Here is a 15,899-nt window from a genome sequence, read left to right on the forward strand (position 1 = left end):
CTCCACTCATTTCAAGGGCACCATGGCAAGGACTATCGAGCTGTTCGGCTGGTTTGTGTTCAACGTCGCGATTCCATTGCTCGCGCCGTTAGCACTGCTACCGCTAGCCAAGCTGCCCCACTTCTTCCGGGAAGAAAGTCACGGCATCGTCCGGCGTGCGATCGAAGGTGGGCAGCTACTCTGGGCTGCAATCCCGATGAGCGCCAGCGCCTGCTACCTGCTGGCTTCCGCGCTGGATGAGTCCCACTGGAACCGCCAGACCATGTGGATTGGCATTGCGATGCATGTGTTCCTGATCGTCTTCGCAGCCGTGCTGGTACTGCTGGGCGCGATGGAAGCCAGCGCCGCAGTCACGCGTCCACGCGATCGACCCAACTGGGTCTTGAGGATTTCAGTCTGCCTGACGATCGTCAGTGCAGGAGCCTACTTCGGGATCTACGCCGAACTGGTTCGGCCCAGCGGCCTTTGAAAACATCGTGAATCATCAGCCAAGGAGCATCAACATGCAGAAAGCCATCATCAGATTCCTGGAAGACAACGAACTTCAGCGCAAGGTGATGACCAGGGTCTTCAAAGGGTATCTCGTCGTCTACGCGTCGTGGGTTGCCTGGGGCATCTATCTGAAGCATGCGGCAGCTTGAAGGTGATGCGAATCCTGACCGTGCCACGCGGCCGCGGTCAGGAGGCTCCCTACACGGCGTGCGCTGCCGATTCCGCGGGTGCGGTGCGCTGAGATAACGCCGAGGAAAGGCCGCCCGCCATACCGCGCGACCGGCCCGAGCTGAGATAGTCCGCGATCGATTCCTGCGTCACGTCCCCCAGGTATCCCCCATCGGCATCGAGCACGGGCAGCCAGCTCGTGTTGTGCTGATACATGCGCGACAGCACGATGCGCAGGTGTTCATCGCACGTCGCCGTGACGGTGAGCGGCCGCATGACATCGGCACAGTGCCCGCCAGACGCCATCGCGCCCCGCACATCGCGGCGCGTGACATAGCCAAGCACGTGCTGCGCGTCATCGACAACGGGAAGGTGGCGCACGTCGGCATCGTCCATCACACCGAATGCTTCGGCCAACGGCATGTCGGGCCGGCTGATCGGCGGCATCGTGGCGGCGTCCCCGGCACGCACCAGCAGCAGGCGCTTGAGCGTGTTGTCGTGGCCGACGAAGGCCTGCACGAAATCGTTGGCGGGGTGAGCCAGCAACGCATCGGGATGATCGAACTGCACGAGCTTGCCGCCACGGAACACGGCAACCTTGTCGCCGAGCTTGATCGCTTCATCGATATCGTGCGACACCATGATCACGGTCTTGCCGAGCTGGCGTTGCATCTGGAAGAACTCGTTCTGGATGCTTTCGCGGTTGATCGGATCGACCGCGCCGAACGGCTCGTCCATCAACAGCACCGGCGCGTCGGCCGCCAGTGCCCGGATTACGCCGATGCGCTGCTGCTGGCCGCCGGAGAGTTCGCGCGGATAGCGCTTGAGCATCTTGTCCGGGTCCAACTGCACCATCCGGATCAGTTCGCGCGCCCGTTCGCGGCACTGTTTCCTATTCCATCCCAACAGGCGCGGCACGACCATGATGTTCTCTTCGATCGTCATGTTCGGAAACAGGCCGATCTGCTGGATCACATAGCCAATCTTGCGCCGCAGGGTCACGCCGTCGAGTCCGGCCGTGTCCTCGCCATCGATGCGAACGGTACCGGAGGTCGGTTCGATCAGGCGGTTGATCATCTTCAGCGTGGTGGTCTTGCCGCAACCAGACGGCCCCAGGAACACGCAGATTTCGCCACGCGGCACCGCCAGGCTGACGGCATCGACGGCACGCACTTCGGTGCCATCCTTTTGGTGGAAGGTCTTGGCAAGTTTGTCGAGTTCTATCATTGACGGATTCCTTTCGGCGTCAGCGCGCGCTGCAGTGCCTGCAGGCACGCGTCCGCCACAATGGCGAGCAGGCTGACGAGAACCGCGCCCACGGCCAGCTTGCTCATGTTGCTCTGGCTGATCGCTTGCAGGATCAGCACGCCCAGGCCACCGGCGCCGATGACCGCCGCGATCGTGGCCACACCGATGTTCATCACGACGGCGGTACGCACGCCGCCCAGGATCACGGGCACGGCGAGCGGAAGATCCACCAGCCGCATACGCTGCCATGTGGTCATGCCAATGCCGCGGCCGGCTTCCTGGATGCCAGGATCGATATTGGCCAGCGCGGTGTACGTGTTGCGCATGATCGGCAGCAGCGAGTACAGGAACACGGCGGTCACGGCCGGCAGGTAGCCCAACGCGTGGCCGAAGCGCGCGAAGATCGGGATCATCAGGCCGAACAGCGCAATCGACGGCAGCGTCAGCACCACGGTCGCCAACGCCAGCATCGGCCCGGCCAGAAAGCGGTGTCGCGTGATCAGGATGCCGAGCGGCACACCGATGACGATGGCCAACCCGACTGCGGAGCCAACGAGCGCAAGGTGCTCGCCAGTCAGCCGCAGCAGCATCGGCCAGCTATGGTGAAGGTAGGTCAGCAGATCCATGATGGGCTCCTCAGATCAGGCCATGGCTGCGCAGGAAGTCTCCCGCCACCTTGTCCACTGGCTGCTGGTCGATGTCGACCTGATAGTTCATATCGGTCATCGCCGCGTTGTCGAGCTTGGCGGCGAGCGCGTTGAGCAGGTCGGCAAGTTCGGGATGCGCGTCGAGCGCGGCCTTGCGCACCACGGGCACCGCGTTGTACGGCGGGAAGAAATGCAGGTCGTCCTCGAGCAGGACCAGATCGAAGCCCTTCACTCGGCCATCGGTCGTATAGACGAGACCCAGGTCCACCTGGTTATTCTTCAGCGCCGTATAGACCAGGCCCGGATCGAGCTGGATGACGTCCTTGCGCGTGAATGGCAAGCCGTAGGCGGCTTTCAGTGGATCGAGTCCGTCAGGGCGCGCGGCGAATTCCATGTCCACCGCCAGCGGGTGCCGCTTGTCCTCGCCGTCGGCACGCATTTTCTCGGCATACGCGGATAGCGTGGTGGCGGTGCCGGCGCGCTCCTTCGGCATCGCCAGCGCGTACGTATTGTTGATGGCCGACGGATCGAGCCAAACCAGCCCCTTGGCCGCGTCGAGCGCCTTCACACGCGCGTAGCTCTGCGGGCCGTCCAGCTTTTCCTCGACCTTGTTGAAGACGATCAACGCCGTGCCCGTGTAGTCCCACACGACGTCAAGCTGACCGGACTCCATGGCCTGGCGCATCAGCGTGCTGCCCAGCCCCGCGGTCAACGTGGTGTCGACACCGTGGGCACGCAGGTACTGCGATGTCATCGACGACAGGATCAGCTGTTCGGTGAAGTTCTTGCCACCGATGCGCACCGGATCGCTGGCGCTCTGCGCGCGTGCCGGAGCGGTGGTCAGCAGGATCGCCGCGAACGCCGCGCCCAGCGCGACGACCAGCCAGTAGAGCCGGCTCTCGGAGAACGGCGAACGGTGTCGGTTCTTGTTGGATCTCATGGATGATTCCTCAGCGTGCCAGCCCGCGGCGGCGCAGGTAGACATGGCCAGCGGTGGCGAACAGCGCGTCCAGCGTGAGGGCCAGCAGCGCGGTGGCGCCGGCACCCAGCAGCAGGAGCGACTGGTTGTTCAGGTAGATGCCCGGGAAGATCAGTTCGCCAAGGCTGTTGGCACCGATCAGGAATGACAGCGGCACGGTGCCAACATTGATCACCAGGCTGATACGCACGCCGGCCAGGATCACGGGCAGCGCATTGGGCAGTTCCACGCGGATCAGTTGCTGGCACGGCGTCATGCCGATGCCGCGCGCGGCTTCGAGCAAGGCAGGCGACACATTGCGCAGGCCCTCGTACGTATTGCGCACGATCGGCAGCAGCGATGCCAGCCACAGCGCCAGGATGGCGGGCCGTTCGCCGATGCCGAGCACCGCCAGCGCCAGCGCCAGCACCGCCAGCGAAGGCACGGTGTTGCCGACGTTGAAGATCTGCATCAGCCGGTCGGCCCAGCGGTGCATGCAGGGGCGGCTCAGTCCGATTCCGGCGGGGATGCCGGTAGCCAGCGCGAGCGCCATCGAAATGGCCACGAGGCGCAGGTGATCGACCACATCGTAGAGCAGGCGTTCCTGGTACTGGTTGATCACATCGACGCCAATCCAGGCGACGAGTCCCGCCAGTGCGACGGCAACGACGCCACTCCAGGCAAATGCCCGGATGGTTTGCTTTGACATATTCCCTCTCTCCTCTTCCGGAACGAAAAGCGAAAGAGATTTCGCCGCCACTTCCGAAATGCGGAAAACAAAGGGGCCGGCGGAGTTGATTGGGGGTGCCCGCCGGGGCCCGTTTCAGATTGCCTTGCCGCCATGACCGGCACGATTGCCGGCGGACGGACTTTCGGGTGTCACACCACCGATGGCAGTGGCGAATCACCCTGTTGATGGGGTTCGAGCAAGAAGCCAGAACCCGCAGATTGCGGCGCAACCCGGAGGGCTGGCCAGTGGCGGCGACTGATGTCGTGTCAAACGCGCTTCGGTGGAGCGCCGCCAGGTCAATCGGCCGTTGACGGATAACGCTTCGCGGGGTTCAGGAAAGGTCCGAGCCCATCGAAATTCACGTCAACGGATGACAAAGAGAGCGCTATTATACACATCTTCTGCGATTTCGTCATCATCGCGAATTCTGACGCCTCAATGACCCGATTTCGCCGGCATTTTCCGGCCACCGCGGCGTTGCAAAAATGCGCAGGACATACCCATTCTCGTCCCATACACAGAACAATCTGTTGCCTCCTGCCCCACTACCGCTTTGGCGCCAAAGCCTTACATTGAGTGGGTAGATCCGACGGCCAGAGCGCCGTCTCAATGGAGAGAAATTCATGGACACCACCCGCATCCAAACCGTTCCGGCAACCGCCACGGAAGCCGTGCAGCGTTCGCGCAGCGTGGACCGCGTGGTTCGCGGCATTGCCACGTCCGACGGCGCCGGCGTCAAGCTGACCCGTGTGCTGACGCAGAACCTGCAGCGCAGGCTCGATCCGTTCCTGATGCTCGATGCCTTTGGCACCGACAACAAGGACGACTACATCGGCGGCTTCCCCGATCACCCGCACCGCGGCTTCGAGACCATCACCTACATGCTGGCCGGCCGCATGCGTCACCGCGACAGCGCCGGCCATGAAGGCCTGCTGGAAAACGGCGGCGCGCAATGGATGGTCGCAGGCGCCGGCGTGGTGCACTCGGAACTGCCGGAGCAGGAAGACGGCCGCATGGAGGGCTTCCAGCTCTGGCTGAACCTGCCGGCTGCGGACAAGATGACGACGCCGTGGTATCGCGACATGCCGGCGTCGGCCATCCCGACCGTGGCGCTGCCATCGGGCGGCACCGTGCGCGTCCTGGCGGGCGCCTCGCATGGGGTGGCGGGCGCGGTGACGCGGCCAGTTACCCAGCCGCTGTACCTCGACGTGCACCTGCCCGCGGGCCAGACGTTCGCGCAGACGCTGACGGCCGGCCATAACGCGTTCCTCTACGTCTATCGCGGCGCGGTCACCGTGGGCGATGCCGATGGCGCCGTGGTTGAGGCCCAGCGCATGGGGGTGCTCGACAACGCCACCCGTGCCGACGGGGTCGTGATCAAGGCCAATGAGGACGCGCGCTTCCTGCTGATCGCAGGTCAGCCGCTGAACGAGCCGATCGCGCAGTACGGCCCGTTCGTGATGAATACGCAGGATCAGATCTACCAGACCCTGGCAGACTTCCGCGATGGCCGTTTCGCCACGATTCCGGCGAACCAGGCCAGTTGACCTGACCGTCTGAGCGCGTCGCCCGACGCGCCCGACGTGCACCCAGCCGCCGCTGGGTCGGGGTTTCCCCGGCCCAGCGGCGGTTTTTCTTTGCCACTGTGGTCGGCACGCGACTTGCAACCTTCCTGGAACCGTTGTGGGGCATGGGAAAGGGGTCAAAGTGACCCGCCGAACCCCCACGCACTTATATAATTCACCGCAAATTCCGGGCATCACGCAACCATGATGATGACGACCTGCCGCGCAGCGATGCTGCGCCACGCACAGCCGCTGTCACGTGCCTGATCTCAACGTTGCTGCCACAACAATTCGAGCCGCCTCAGTGACATTACAAACTCCCTCCAGGCTGGCGCTTGCGCATATCACCAAGCGCTATCCCGGCGTGACCGCCAATGACGACGTCAGCCTTAGCGTCGCACCCGGCGAAATCCATGCCGTCCTTGGCGAAAACGGCGCCGGCAAATCCACCCTCATGAAGATCATCTTCGGCGCGGTTCGCCCCGACGCCGGCGAGGTGCACTTCAATGGGGCGCCAGTATCGATCAACAGCCCGCATGACGCCCGCAACCTGGGCATCGCGATGGTCTTCCAGCATTTCTCGCTGTTCGATACGCTGACCGTGACTGAGAACATCGCGCTTGGGCTGCCCCCCAAGGACATCGGCAGCATGAAGCAGCTCGCCGAGCGAATTCGCGCCACGGCCGAACGCTACGGCCTGCCGCTGGAGCCGCACCGGCACGTGCACACGCTCTCCGTGGGCGAACGCCAGCGCGTAGAGATCGTGCGCGCGCTGCTGGCCAATCCCCAGTTGCTGATTCTCGACGAGCCCACTTCGGTCCTGACACCGCAGGCCGTGGAAACGCTCTTCGTCACGCTGCGCCAGTTGGCCGCCGAGGGCACAAGCATTCTCTATATTAGCCACAAGCTCGACGAGATCCGCGCGCTGTGCCATCACGCGACGGTGATGCGAATGGGCAAGGTCACGGGTGTGTGCGATCCGCGCGAGCAAAGCGCCGCGTCGCTGTCGCGCATGATGATTGGCGGCGAGCCGCCGCGCGAAGCCCGCGTGACTGCCGAACGCGGCCCGGTCCGGCTTGCCGTGCGCGATCTGTCGCTGCCGCCCGCGCACCAGTTCGCTACCGAACTGCAGCGTATCTCGCTGGATGTCCATGCGGGCGAGATCGTCGGCATCGCCGGCGTTTCCGGCAATGGCCAGCAGGAACTGCTGGCCGCGCTGTCCGGCGAAGACGCACGCACGGCAAGTACAGCCGTGCATCTCGACGGCAAGGCGGTCGGCAAGCTTGATGCGCGTGGCCGTCGCCGCGCCGGCCTGGCCTTCGTTCCCGAGGAGCGCCTGGGCCGTGGCGCGGTGCCGGGCATGAGCCTGTCGTCGAACACGCTGCTCTCTCACCAGACGCCGCCGTTCGTCCGCCATGGCATGGTGTCACCGAAGGCCGCCGATGGCCTGGCGGCCGGCATCATCAACCGCTTCCGCGTCAAGGCAAGCGGCCCCGCCGCGCTGGCGCGCAGCCTTTCGGGCGGGAATCTGCAGAAGTTCATTGTCGGCCGCGAGATCGAGACCGGTCCGAAGGTGCTGATCGTTGCCCAGCCAACCTGGGGCGTCGACGTCGGCGCCGCCGCCCAGATCCACAACGAGATCCTGGCGCTCAAGGCTACCGGCTGCGCAATTCTCGTCGTCTCCGAAGAACTCGACGAACTGTTCGCGATCTGCGACCGGCTACACGTCGTCGCCAAGGGCCACCTGTCGCCGTCGATTCCGGTGGAATCGGCCACGCGCGAGCAAGTGGGCCTATGGATGAGCGGGCTATGGGAAGGCGGGCCAGCCAGCCAGCATGACGGCGTTGCCGCGGAGGTGACCGCCCATGGCTAAGCTCCTCTCCCCCGTCGTGCTCGCGCCGCGCGGTGTCCCCTCGCGCCGCATGGCCTATGCGTCGCCGCTATTCGCGATCGTGCTGACGCTGTTGTTCGGCGCCATGCTGTTCCTGTTGATCGGCAAGGATCCGATGGCCGCGCTCAAGGTCTTCCTGGTCGATCCGCTCAAGGACAAGCGGGCGATCGGCGAAGTCCTGCTCAAGACCGTGCCGCTCGTGCTCTGCGCGCTTGGCCTCTCCGTCTGCTATCGCGCCAATGTGTGGAATATCGGCGCGGACGGCCAGCTCATTCTCGGCGGCATCTTCGCCGGGGCCACCGTGCTCTGGTTCGACACGCCGGGCAACACCACCAGCGGCTTCGTCGTGCTGGTGCTGGCTTCGCTGGCGGGTGTCGTCGGCGGCATGGTGTGGGCATCCGTCACCGCGCTGCTGAAGGATCGCTTCAATGCCAACGAGATCCTGGTCTCGCTGATGCTGACGTATATCGCGCAGCAACTGCTGCTGTGGGTCGTCAATGGGCCGCTCAAGGACCCGAATGGCATGAACTTCCCGCAGTCGAAGGTGTTCTCCTCGGCATTCCTGCTGCCGAACCTGCTGCCCGGCTCGCGCCTGCATGTGGGCTTCGCGGTGATGCTGGTGCTTGTGGTCATCATGACCGTGTTCGTGTTCCGCAGCTTTGCCGGATACCGCCTGCAGGTGGGCGGCACCGCGCCGCTGGCCGCGCGCTACGCCGGGTTCTCGTCGCGCAATGCGCTGTGGAGCGCGCTGATGGTCTCAGGCGGCACCGCCGGGCTCGCTGGCGCGTTCGAGGTCACCGGCCCGATCGGTCAATTGCTGCCGTCGATCTCGCCGGGCTACGGCTTTACCGCGATCATCGTCGCGTTCGTGGGTCGGCTGCATCCGGTGGGCGCCGTGTTTGGCGGCATCGTGATGTCGCTGTTCTATATCGGCGGTGAGATGGCGCAGTCCCGACTGGGCTTGCCGTCGGCAATCGGCTGGGTGTTCCAGGGAATGTTGCTGTTTTTCCTGCTGGCCTGCGACACGCTGATCGATAACCGCCTGCGCTGGCGCGCCCGCGCCGCCTGATCCGGAGCCCACAAGAACATGGAACAACTCGCTCCCCTGATCGCCACCGCGATCAACGCCGGCACCCCGCTGCTGCTGGCCGCGCTCGGCCTGCTCATCAACGAACGCGCCGGCGTGCTCAATCTTGGTGCTGAAGGCATGATGCTGGTGGCCGCCGCATTCGGCTTCATGGTCGGCTACCAGACCCAGTCGCCGATGCTCGGCTTTGTCGCGGGCGCCGTGGCCGGCATGCTGATGGCCACGCTGTTCTCGTGGCTCGCGCTGGTGCTGGCCACCAATCAGGTGGCCACCGGCCTGGCGTTGTCGATCTTCGGCACGGGCCTGTCGGCATTCATCGCCCAGCGCTTTGTCGGTTACGCGATGCCCGCGCAGGCCAAGTCGGTCCCATATCTGGCCGACCTGCCATTCGTCGGCCCGGCGTTCTTCCAGCATCACTGGATGGTCTATTTCAGCCTGGCCCTGTGTTTCGCCATCATGTGGTTCCTGTTCCGCACACGCGCCGGCCTGACACTGCGCGCGATCGGCGAATCGCCCGAATCGGCGCACGCGCTCGGCTATCCGGTGCGCTGGATCCGCTTCTGCGCGCTGCTGTTCGGCGGTGCGTGCTGCGGCCTTGCCGGCGCGTACCTGTCGCTGGTCTACACGCCGATGTGGGTGGAAAACCTCGTGGCCGGCCGTGGCTGGATCGCACTGGCGCTGACCACGTTCGCAACCTGGCGTCCTGGCCGCGTGCTGATCGGCGCCTGGCTGTTCGGCGGCGTGACGATTCTGCAGTTCTACCTGCAGGGTATCGGCGTATCGGTGCCGTCGCAGTTCCTGTCGATGTTGCCGTACGCGGCGACGATCGTCGTGCTGGCACTGATTTCGCGTAACCCGGCCTGGATCCGCCTGAACATGCCGGCCTCGCTCGGCAAGCCGTTCCGCCCCGGCAACGCGTGACCCGTTTTCAGCAGTCAAACGAAGTCGAACCACAACTCGAATCACAAACGCATCACAAGACGTTCTACTAGGAGAGATCGATGATCGTCACACGCAGGACCACCCTCGCGGCCCTGGCCGCCACCGCAGTACTGGCGCTGGCCGGCTGCGGCAAGAAGGAAGCCGAGAAGCCGGCCGAAACCGCCGCCCCGGCATCTGCGCCGGCCGCTGCGGCTGCCGAGCCGCTGAAGGTGGCGTTCGTCTACATCGGACCGGTCGGCGACGCCGGCTGGACCTATGCCCACGACGCGGGCCGCAAGGCCGTCGAAGCCAAGTTCGGCGACAAGGTGAAGACCACCTTCGTCGAGAACGTGCCCGAGTCCGCCGCTGACGCCGAGCGCGTGTTCCGCGACCTGGCCAGCCAGGGCAACAAACTGATCTTCGGCACCACGTTCGGCTACATGGAATCCATGCTGAAGGTGGCCAAGGAGTTCCCGGACGTCAAGTTCGAGCACGCCACCGGCTTCAAGACCGCCGAGAACCTGGCGCAGTACGACGTGCGCACCTATGAGGGCGCGTACCTGGCTGGCGTGGTGGCCGGCAAGATGAGCAAGACCGGCAAGATGGGCGTGGTGGCGTCGGTGCCGATTCCTGAAGTGATCCGCAACATCGACTCGTTCACGCTGGGCGCGCGCAGCGTGAACCCGAAGGCCACGGTCAAGGTGGTCTGGGTCAACAAGTGGTTCGATCCGGGCAAGGAACGTGAAGCCGCCACGACGCTGATCGGCCAGGGCGTAGACATGCTGATGCAGAACACCGACTCGGCCGCCGTGGTGCAGACCGCACAGGAAAAGGGTGTGTACGCATTCGGCTGGGACAGCGACATGAGCAAGTTCGGCGAGAAGGCTCACCTGGCCGCGTCCGTGATCTCGTGGGGCGTCTACTACAACAAGGTGGTCGAGGACGTGCTCAACAACCAGTGGAAGCCCAACACCACGTGGTGGGGCCTGAAGGAAGGCATGATCGACCTGAAGGGCTTCAACACCGTGGTGCCGGATGACGTCAAGGCACTGGTGGAAGAGCGCAAGAAGGGTGTGATCGACGGCACCGCGCCGATCTGGAAGGGTCCGCTCAAGGACAACGCCGGCAAGGAACAGCTGACCAAGGATCAGGTGGCCGACGACAACTTCCTCCACAACATCAAGTTCTACGTGGAAGGTGTGGAAGGGAACGTTCCGGGCTGATTGACCTGGTGACTGGTTCCCCACTCCCGCCTTGCGGGAGTGGGGAGAAAACCAAAGGAACTTGAATCGGCTCCGGGCAGCCCAAACTAGCTGTTCACGCGCATGCGTGACATGTGATCGAGGAGGCCCACCATGTGGAAACGATTCTCAGCCCTGTGGACGCTGGTACGACGTGACGGCCGGCTATTCTGGTTTGCCCTGCGCCACCCGGACTCGCCGCCGTGGCTGAAACCCGCCGCAGCCGGGCTGCTGCTCTACGCGATCTCGCCGATCGACCTGATTCCCGACTTCATCGCCGGACTCGGCATCGTGGACGACGTCGTGCTGATTCCACTCGCCATCCATCTGATTCTGAAGCGCCTGCCGCCGCATATCCTGCGCCAGGCTGAAATGCGCGCCAGCGCGACCACCGTGCGGTCGCGCTGACTGCCGTACTACTACCGTACTTCCTCAGGGTGCCGCGTCGTCGGCGGCTGCCTGATCTTCCTCAAAGCAGATCCGCGCAAGTTCCACGACCACCAGTTCCGCCGTGGCAAGGTTCGTCGCGCATGGCACGTTGTGCACGTCACACGCGCGCACCAGCGCGTTGATATCCGGTTCGTGCGGCTGCGGCGTCATCGGATCGCGCAGGAAGACCACCGCGGTGACGCGGCCTTCCGCGAGCTGCGCGCCGATCTGCAGGTCACCGCCCCACGGGCCGGACAGCATCCGCGCGACAGGCAGCCCCGTTTCGGCAGCGATCCGGCCGCCGGTGGTGCCGGTGGCCAGCAGGTCGCACTGGGCCAGGAAGTCCCGATGGCGACCCGCGAACGCGACGATGTCATCCTTCTTGTGATCGTGCGCGATCAGCGCGATGCGTGGCTTGCTGCGCATGTCAGAACGTCCCCGGATACGCACCGCCGTCGAGCAGCACATTCTGGCCGGTCATGTATGCGGCTTGGCGGCTGCACAGGAACGCGCAGGTAGCGCCGAACTCAGCCGGGTCGCCGAAGCGGCGCGTCGGGTTGGACGCCGCGCGGCGCTGCGCCATTTCATCGACGCTGATGCCAGCCTTCTGCGCGCCGCCTTCCATCGTCTTGTAGAGACGATCGGTGTTGAACGGTCCGGGCAGCAGGTTGTTGACGGTCACGCCGTGCTGCGCCACTTCGCGCGCCAGGCCGGCGACGAAGCCGGTCAGCCCCGAGCGGGCGCCGTTGGACAGGCCCAGCACGTCGATCGGCGCCTTCACCGCGCCGCTCGTGATGTTGATGATGCGGCCCCAGCGGCGCGCGATCATCCCATCGACCGTGGCCTTGATCAGTTCGATCGGGGTCAACATGTTGGCGTCGAGCGCCTTGAGCCATTCATCGCGGCCCCAGTCGCGGAAGTTGCCCGGGGGCGGGCCGCCGGCGTTGTTGACCAGGATGTCGAGATCGCCCAGCTTTGCGGCTGCGTCGAGGGCAAGCTTGCGGCCTTCCGGCGTGGTGATGTCGGTAGCCACCGCCAGCACGCGGCGGCCGTGACGGGCGCGCAGATCGGCTGCTGCCTTCTCCAGCGGCTCGGCGCCACGCGCCACGATCACCACATCCACGCCTTCCGCCGCGAGCGCATCGGCACACGCAAACCCGAGCCCCTTGCTGGCGCCACACACCAGCGCATGCTTACCGCGCAGTCCGAGATCCATTTCTTGCTCTCCTTCCTTGGTTGATTCTTCTCGAATTTTCGAATTCAGGCTTTCTTCGTCGAAAGCAGATACATGCCGCCGAGCACCAGGGCGCTACCGATCATCTGCACGCCGCTGATTGGCTCGCCAAGCAGCCAGAACGCCAGCAGCAACGTCGAGACCGGACCGATCATGCCAGCCTGCGACGCCATCGGCGCACCGATCCGCGCCACCGCGATCATCGTCAGCGACACCGGCAACACGGTGCAGAACACCGCGTTCACCACCGACAGCCACATTACCGGCGCCGGCTGCGCGAGTTCCGCGATCGGCCGGCCCAACGCCAGATATTGCACCACGCAGCAGAACGTGGACACGCACATCGCATAGGCGACAAGCCGCAGCGATCCCACGCGCTGCACCAGTTCACCGCTCAGGATCAGATACACACCATACGACATGGCGCTGCCAAGCACCAGCGCGCCGCCCAGCCAGACCTGCGGGCCGCTCACGTCGAGGTCGTGCGCGAACACCAGCACGATGCCCGCATAGGCCAGCAGCAGCGATATCCACTGGCGGGCCGCGATAGGCCGGCGGAAGACCAGCGCGGTCGTCAGCAGCACGAAGGAAGGAGTCAGAAACAGGATCAGCCGCTCGAGGCTCGCGGTGATGTATTGCAGCCCGATGAAATCGAGGAAGCTCGACAGGTAGTAGCCGATGAAGCCCAGGAACACCACACGGCCGCGATCGGCCCAGGACAACGCGGGCAGCTTGCGCGCCTGCCACCAGCCGATCGCCATGAACAACGGCACCGCGAACAACATGCGTAGCGTGATCACCATCACGGCGTCGACGTTGTAGCGGTACATCAGCTTGGCGACGATGGCCTTGGCCGAGAAAAGCACGGCGCCGATGGCCGCGACGGCAAGCCCGACGCGCTGTGCGGCAGGCACTTCGACGGGCGGAGACAAAGACTTCTGGGAGGCAGGCACGGGGGGACGCAGTTCGGGCATACGCCGGGCCGGCACGTTCGATTCGTGCGGCGCTTGGCGGGAACCCGGCGATTGTATGCCAAAAGACGCAATGCTCGCCGGGGCCGCGCCAATGCCTGCTTTCCCATACAATGGCCGGCGCCTGTCCGGCTCGCCAGAGCGGCGCGCCGGACAGGAACAACAAGAAACTGGAGATACCCGAGTCATGCCGTCCTACCGCTTCACGGCGCGCCGCCGTGCCATCCTGTCCGCCACCCTGCTCGCGTTCGCCGTGCCGTCGGCCGCCTTTGCCGCCGACAGCTTCCCGAGCAAGCCGATCCGCTTCATCGTGCCCTACGCCGCAGGCGGCACCACCGACCTCGTAGCCCGCACCGTGGGCCAGCGCGTGGCCGAAAAGCTCGGCCAGCCGGTCGTCATCGAGAACCGGCCGGGCGCCGGTGGCAACATCGGCATGGATGCCGTGGCCAAGGCACCGGCCGACGGCTACACGATCGGCTTCGGCGCGATCTCGACCAACGCCCTTAACCCGCATATCTACAAGCACGTGCCGTTCGATCCGCGGCGCGACTTCACGGCGATCAGCCTGCTCGGCACCTCGACCATCGTGCTGGAGGTGAGCGAGAGCCTGCCGGTGAAAACCGTTCCGGAACTGATCGCCTATGCGAAGGCTCATCCGGGGCTGACCTATGCCACGGCTGGCACGGGCACGTCGATGCACCTGGCCGGCGCGATGTTCTCGCAGGTGACGCAGACGAATCTAACTCATGTGCCGTACAAGGGAAGCAGCCCTGCCATCAACGACATGCTCGGCGGCCACATCCAGGTGATGTTCGACAATCTGCCGGCCTCGCTGCCGCACATCCAGGCAGGCAAGTTGCGCGCGCTGGCGGTGGCTGGCAAGACACGCTCGCCGTCGCTGCCGAACGTGCCGACGCTGGCCGAAGCCGGACTGCCGGGCTATGCCGTGGACCCATGGTTCGGCGTCTACGGCCCGGCCAACCTGCCGGCGCCAGTGGTGCAGGCGCTCAATGCGGCGTTCGTCGAAGCGCTGGCGCGTCCGGACGTGCGCGACAAGCTGGCCCTGGCCGGCTTCAACCCGAAGGGTTCGAGTGCAGCCGAATTGCAGACACTGACCCAGACCGAATACGAACGTTTCGGAAAGGTCGCAAAGTCGGCCGCGATCACGGTGGACTGACCACCGGGCAGGCCCGCGCATCCATTACAATCGCGCTGCACAGGGCCCTCCCGCTCCAGGGAGGGCCTTCCCGATTTCCGAGCCTGCCGCCATGAAACAAGATCCGCGCTTTCCCAATCTCTTCATCCTCGATCACCCACTGATCCAGCACAAGCTCTCGCACATGCGCGACAAGGAAACGTCGACGCGCACGTTCCGCGAGTTGCTGCGCGAAATCACGCTGCTGATGGGCTACGAGATCACGCGCAACCTGCCGCTGACCACGCGCCGCATCGACACGCCGCTGGTACCGCTGGACGCCCCGGTCATCGCCGGCAAGAAGCTGACGATCGTGCCCGTGCTGCGCGCCGGCGTCGGCATGAGCGACGGCCTGGTGGAACTGATTCCGTCGGCGCGTATCGGCCATATCGGTGTATATCGTGACGATCAGCACCGCCCGGTGGAGTATCTGGTGCGCCTGCCGGACGTGGAAGATCGCTCGTTCATCCTGTGTGACCCGATGGTCGCCACCGGCTATTCGGCCGCCCATGCGGTGGATGTGCTCAAGCGCCGTGGCGTCAAGGACGAATCCATCACCTTCGTGGCGCTGGTGGCTGCGCCCGAGGGCGTCGAGGTGTTCCAGAAGGCCCACCCCGGCGTGAAGCTCTACGTCGCCTCGCTGGACAACCATCTGGACGACCATGCCTATATCGTGCCGGGCCTCGGCGACGCCGGCGACCGTCTCTTCGGCACCAAGAACTAAGCTCGAACTGAACTGGATTCGTCTGAATGAAATTGAGGCGCTTGATGCGCCTCAATGTTTTTGTGGGATGGCCTTTCCCTGTGACTTGTACTGACTACACTGTCCGCCATACACGGTGAATCAATATAAAAGCGAAGGGAGTCCCACATGGAAGCCATCAAGATCCTGTTCACAACGCCCACCGGGCTCGGCAGTCTGGCCGTCATTGCCTTCATCATCGGGATGGGCGCGTTCTTTGCGCGGATGTTCGCACGCAAGATGCGCGAGGACGCAGAGGCCGCGCGGCGCGGCGGCAACTGAGCCCCTGGCCAGCGGCACCGACGCTGGCCCCGGCCCCTGACCATCCCCATGAAAAACGCCCGCATCGCGCGGGCGTTTTGTTTTGATGCATCGGCGTT

The 15,899-nt window shown here is 64.7% G+C and carries 18 protein-coding genes; 11 read left to right on the forward strand and 7 right to left on the reverse strand.

The genetic code is table 11. The annotated features are described in order from the left end of the window. Window positions 1-22 precede the first annotated feature (22 nt). Entirely contained in the window at window positions 23-469 is a 447-nt protein-coding gene (locus RN01_RS20785) for a hypothetical protein (protein WP_017511208.1), read from the forward strand. A 34-nt stretch (window positions 470-503) separates the two neighbouring features. Beyond that, window positions 504-641: a hypothetical protein gene (locus tag RN01_RS34010; protein WP_017511209.1), complete on the forward strand. Its 138-nt coding sequence runs from the start codon at window positions 504-506 to the stop codon at window positions 639-641. 49 nt (window positions 642-690) lie between these two features. On the opposite strand, the gene RN01_RS20790 is transcribed toward RN01_RS34010, so the two are convergent. The 4 genes from RN01_RS20790 to RN01_RS20805 are packed head-to-tail and all read right to left on the reverse strand — an operon-like array spanning window position 691 to window position 4,222. Continuing rightward, complete coding sequence (locus RN01_RS20790; RefSeq protein ID WP_017511210.1) at window positions 691-1,887, reverse strand: ABC transporter ATP-binding protein; 1,197 nt, start codon at window positions 1,885-1,887, stop codon at window positions 691-693. Next, complete coding sequence (locus RN01_RS20795) at window positions 1,884-2,534, reverse strand: ABC transporter permease (protein ID WP_017511211.1); 651 nt, start codon at window positions 2,532-2,534, stop codon at window positions 1,884-1,886. The genes RN01_RS20790 and RN01_RS20795 overlap by 4 nt, the downstream gene beginning before the upstream one ends. Window positions 2,535-2,544: 10 nt before the next feature. After that, complete coding sequence (locus RN01_RS20800) at window positions 2,545-3,495, reverse strand: glycine betaine ABC transporter substrate-binding protein (protein WP_017511212.1); 951 nt, start codon at window positions 3,493-3,495, stop codon at window positions 2,545-2,547. 10 nt (window positions 3,496-3,505) lie between these two features. Beyond that, window positions 3,506-4,222 carry an ABC transporter permease gene (locus tag RN01_RS20805; protein ID WP_017511213.1) on the reverse strand — a complete coding sequence of 239 codons (717 nt, stop codon included), beginning with the start codon at window positions 4,220-4,222 and terminating at the stop codon, window positions 3,506-3,508. Window positions 4,223-4,866: 644 nt separating this feature from the next. Between RN01_RS20805 and RN01_RS20810 the strand changes: the two genes are divergently transcribed. From RN01_RS20810 to RN01_RS20835, 6 genes are all read left to right on the forward strand, one after another. Further along, window positions 4,867-5,790 carry a pirin family protein gene (locus tag RN01_RS20810; RefSeq protein WP_017511214.1) on the forward strand — a complete coding sequence of 308 codons (924 nt, stop codon included), beginning with the start codon at window positions 4,867-4,869 and terminating at the stop codon, window positions 5,788-5,790. A gap of 322 nt (window positions 5,791-6,112) precedes the next feature. After that, window positions 6,113-7,681, forward strand: coding sequence for an ABC transporter ATP-binding protein (locus tag RN01_RS20815; protein WP_024570718.1), 1,569 nt, complete (start codon window positions 6,113-6,115; stop codon window positions 7,679-7,681). Beyond that, complete coding sequence (locus tag RN01_RS20820) at window positions 7,674-8,768, forward strand: ABC transporter permease (protein ID WP_008645196.1); 1,095 nt, start codon at window positions 7,674-7,676, stop codon at window positions 8,766-8,768. Before RN01_RS20815 ends, RN01_RS20820 begins: the two co-directional genes overlap by 8 nt. A gap of 18 nt (window positions 8,769-8,786) precedes the next feature. Continuing rightward, complete coding sequence (locus tag RN01_RS20825; RefSeq protein ID WP_008645195.1) at window positions 8,787-9,707, forward strand: ABC transporter permease; 921 nt, start codon at window positions 8,787-8,789, stop codon at window positions 9,705-9,707. 80 nt (window positions 9,708-9,787) lie between these two features. After that, window positions 9,788-10,930, forward strand: coding sequence for a BMP family ABC transporter substrate-binding protein (locus tag RN01_RS20830; RefSeq protein ID WP_017511216.1), 1,143 nt, complete (start codon window positions 9,788-9,790; stop codon window positions 10,928-10,930). A 132-nt stretch (window positions 10,931-11,062) separates the two neighbouring features. After that, window positions 11,063-11,356 (forward strand): YkvA family protein, encoded by a 294-nt coding sequence (locus tag RN01_RS20835; protein ID WP_008645191.1) that lies wholly within the window; start codon window positions 11,063-11,065, stop codon window positions 11,354-11,356. A gap of 24 nt (window positions 11,357-11,380) precedes the next feature. Here the strand turns inward: RN01_RS20835 and RN01_RS20840 are convergent, their stop codons facing one another. The 3 genes from RN01_RS20840 to RN01_RS20850 are packed head-to-tail and all read right to left on the reverse strand — an operon-like array spanning window position 11,381 to window position 13,525. After that, window positions 11,381-11,803, reverse strand: a complete 423-nt coding sequence (locus tag RN01_RS20840) for a methylglyoxal synthase (protein WP_008645189.1) — start codon at window positions 11,801-11,803, stop codon at window positions 11,381-11,383. 1 nt (window position 11,804) lies between these two features. Continuing rightward, a complete protein-coding gene (locus RN01_RS20845; protein WP_024570717.1) occupies window positions 11,805-12,593 on the reverse strand; it encodes an SDR family oxidoreductase in 789 nt (262 codons plus the stop codon). 44 nt (window positions 12,594-12,637) lie between these two features. Further along, window positions 12,638-13,525 carry a DMT family transporter gene (locus tag RN01_RS20850; RefSeq protein WP_024570716.1) on the reverse strand — a complete coding sequence of 296 codons (888 nt, stop codon included), beginning with the start codon at window positions 13,523-13,525 and terminating at the stop codon, window positions 12,638-12,640. 244 nt (window positions 13,526-13,769) lie between these two features. Between RN01_RS20850 and RN01_RS20855 the strand changes: the two genes are divergently transcribed. The 3 genes from RN01_RS20855 to RN01_RS33200 all read left to right on the forward strand — a co-directional run bounded on the left by RN01_RS20855 (window position 13,770) and on the right by RN01_RS33200 (window position 15,801). Continuing rightward, window positions 13,770-14,759 (forward strand): tripartite tricarboxylate transporter substrate binding protein, encoded by a 990-nt coding sequence (locus RN01_RS20855; RefSeq protein WP_017511218.1) that lies wholly within the window; start codon window positions 13,770-13,772, stop codon window positions 14,757-14,759. Window positions 14,760-14,850: 91 nt separating this feature from the next. Further along, entirely contained in the window at window positions 14,851-15,501 is a 651-nt protein-coding gene (gene upp / locus RN01_RS20860) for a uracil phosphoribosyltransferase (protein WP_008645177.1), read from the forward strand. Between the two features lie 147 nt (window positions 15,502-15,648). Beyond that, a complete protein-coding gene (locus RN01_RS33200; protein ID WP_008645176.1) occupies window positions 15,649-15,801 on the forward strand; it encodes a DUF3149 domain-containing protein in 153 nt (50 codons plus the stop codon). Window positions 15,802-15,899 lie beyond the last annotated feature (98 nt).

The organism is Cupriavidus sp. SHE (genome assembly GCF_000812445.1).
GTDB classification, from domain to species: Bacteria; Pseudomonadota; Gammaproteobacteria; order Burkholderiales; family Burkholderiaceae; genus Cupriavidus; species Cupriavidus metallidurans.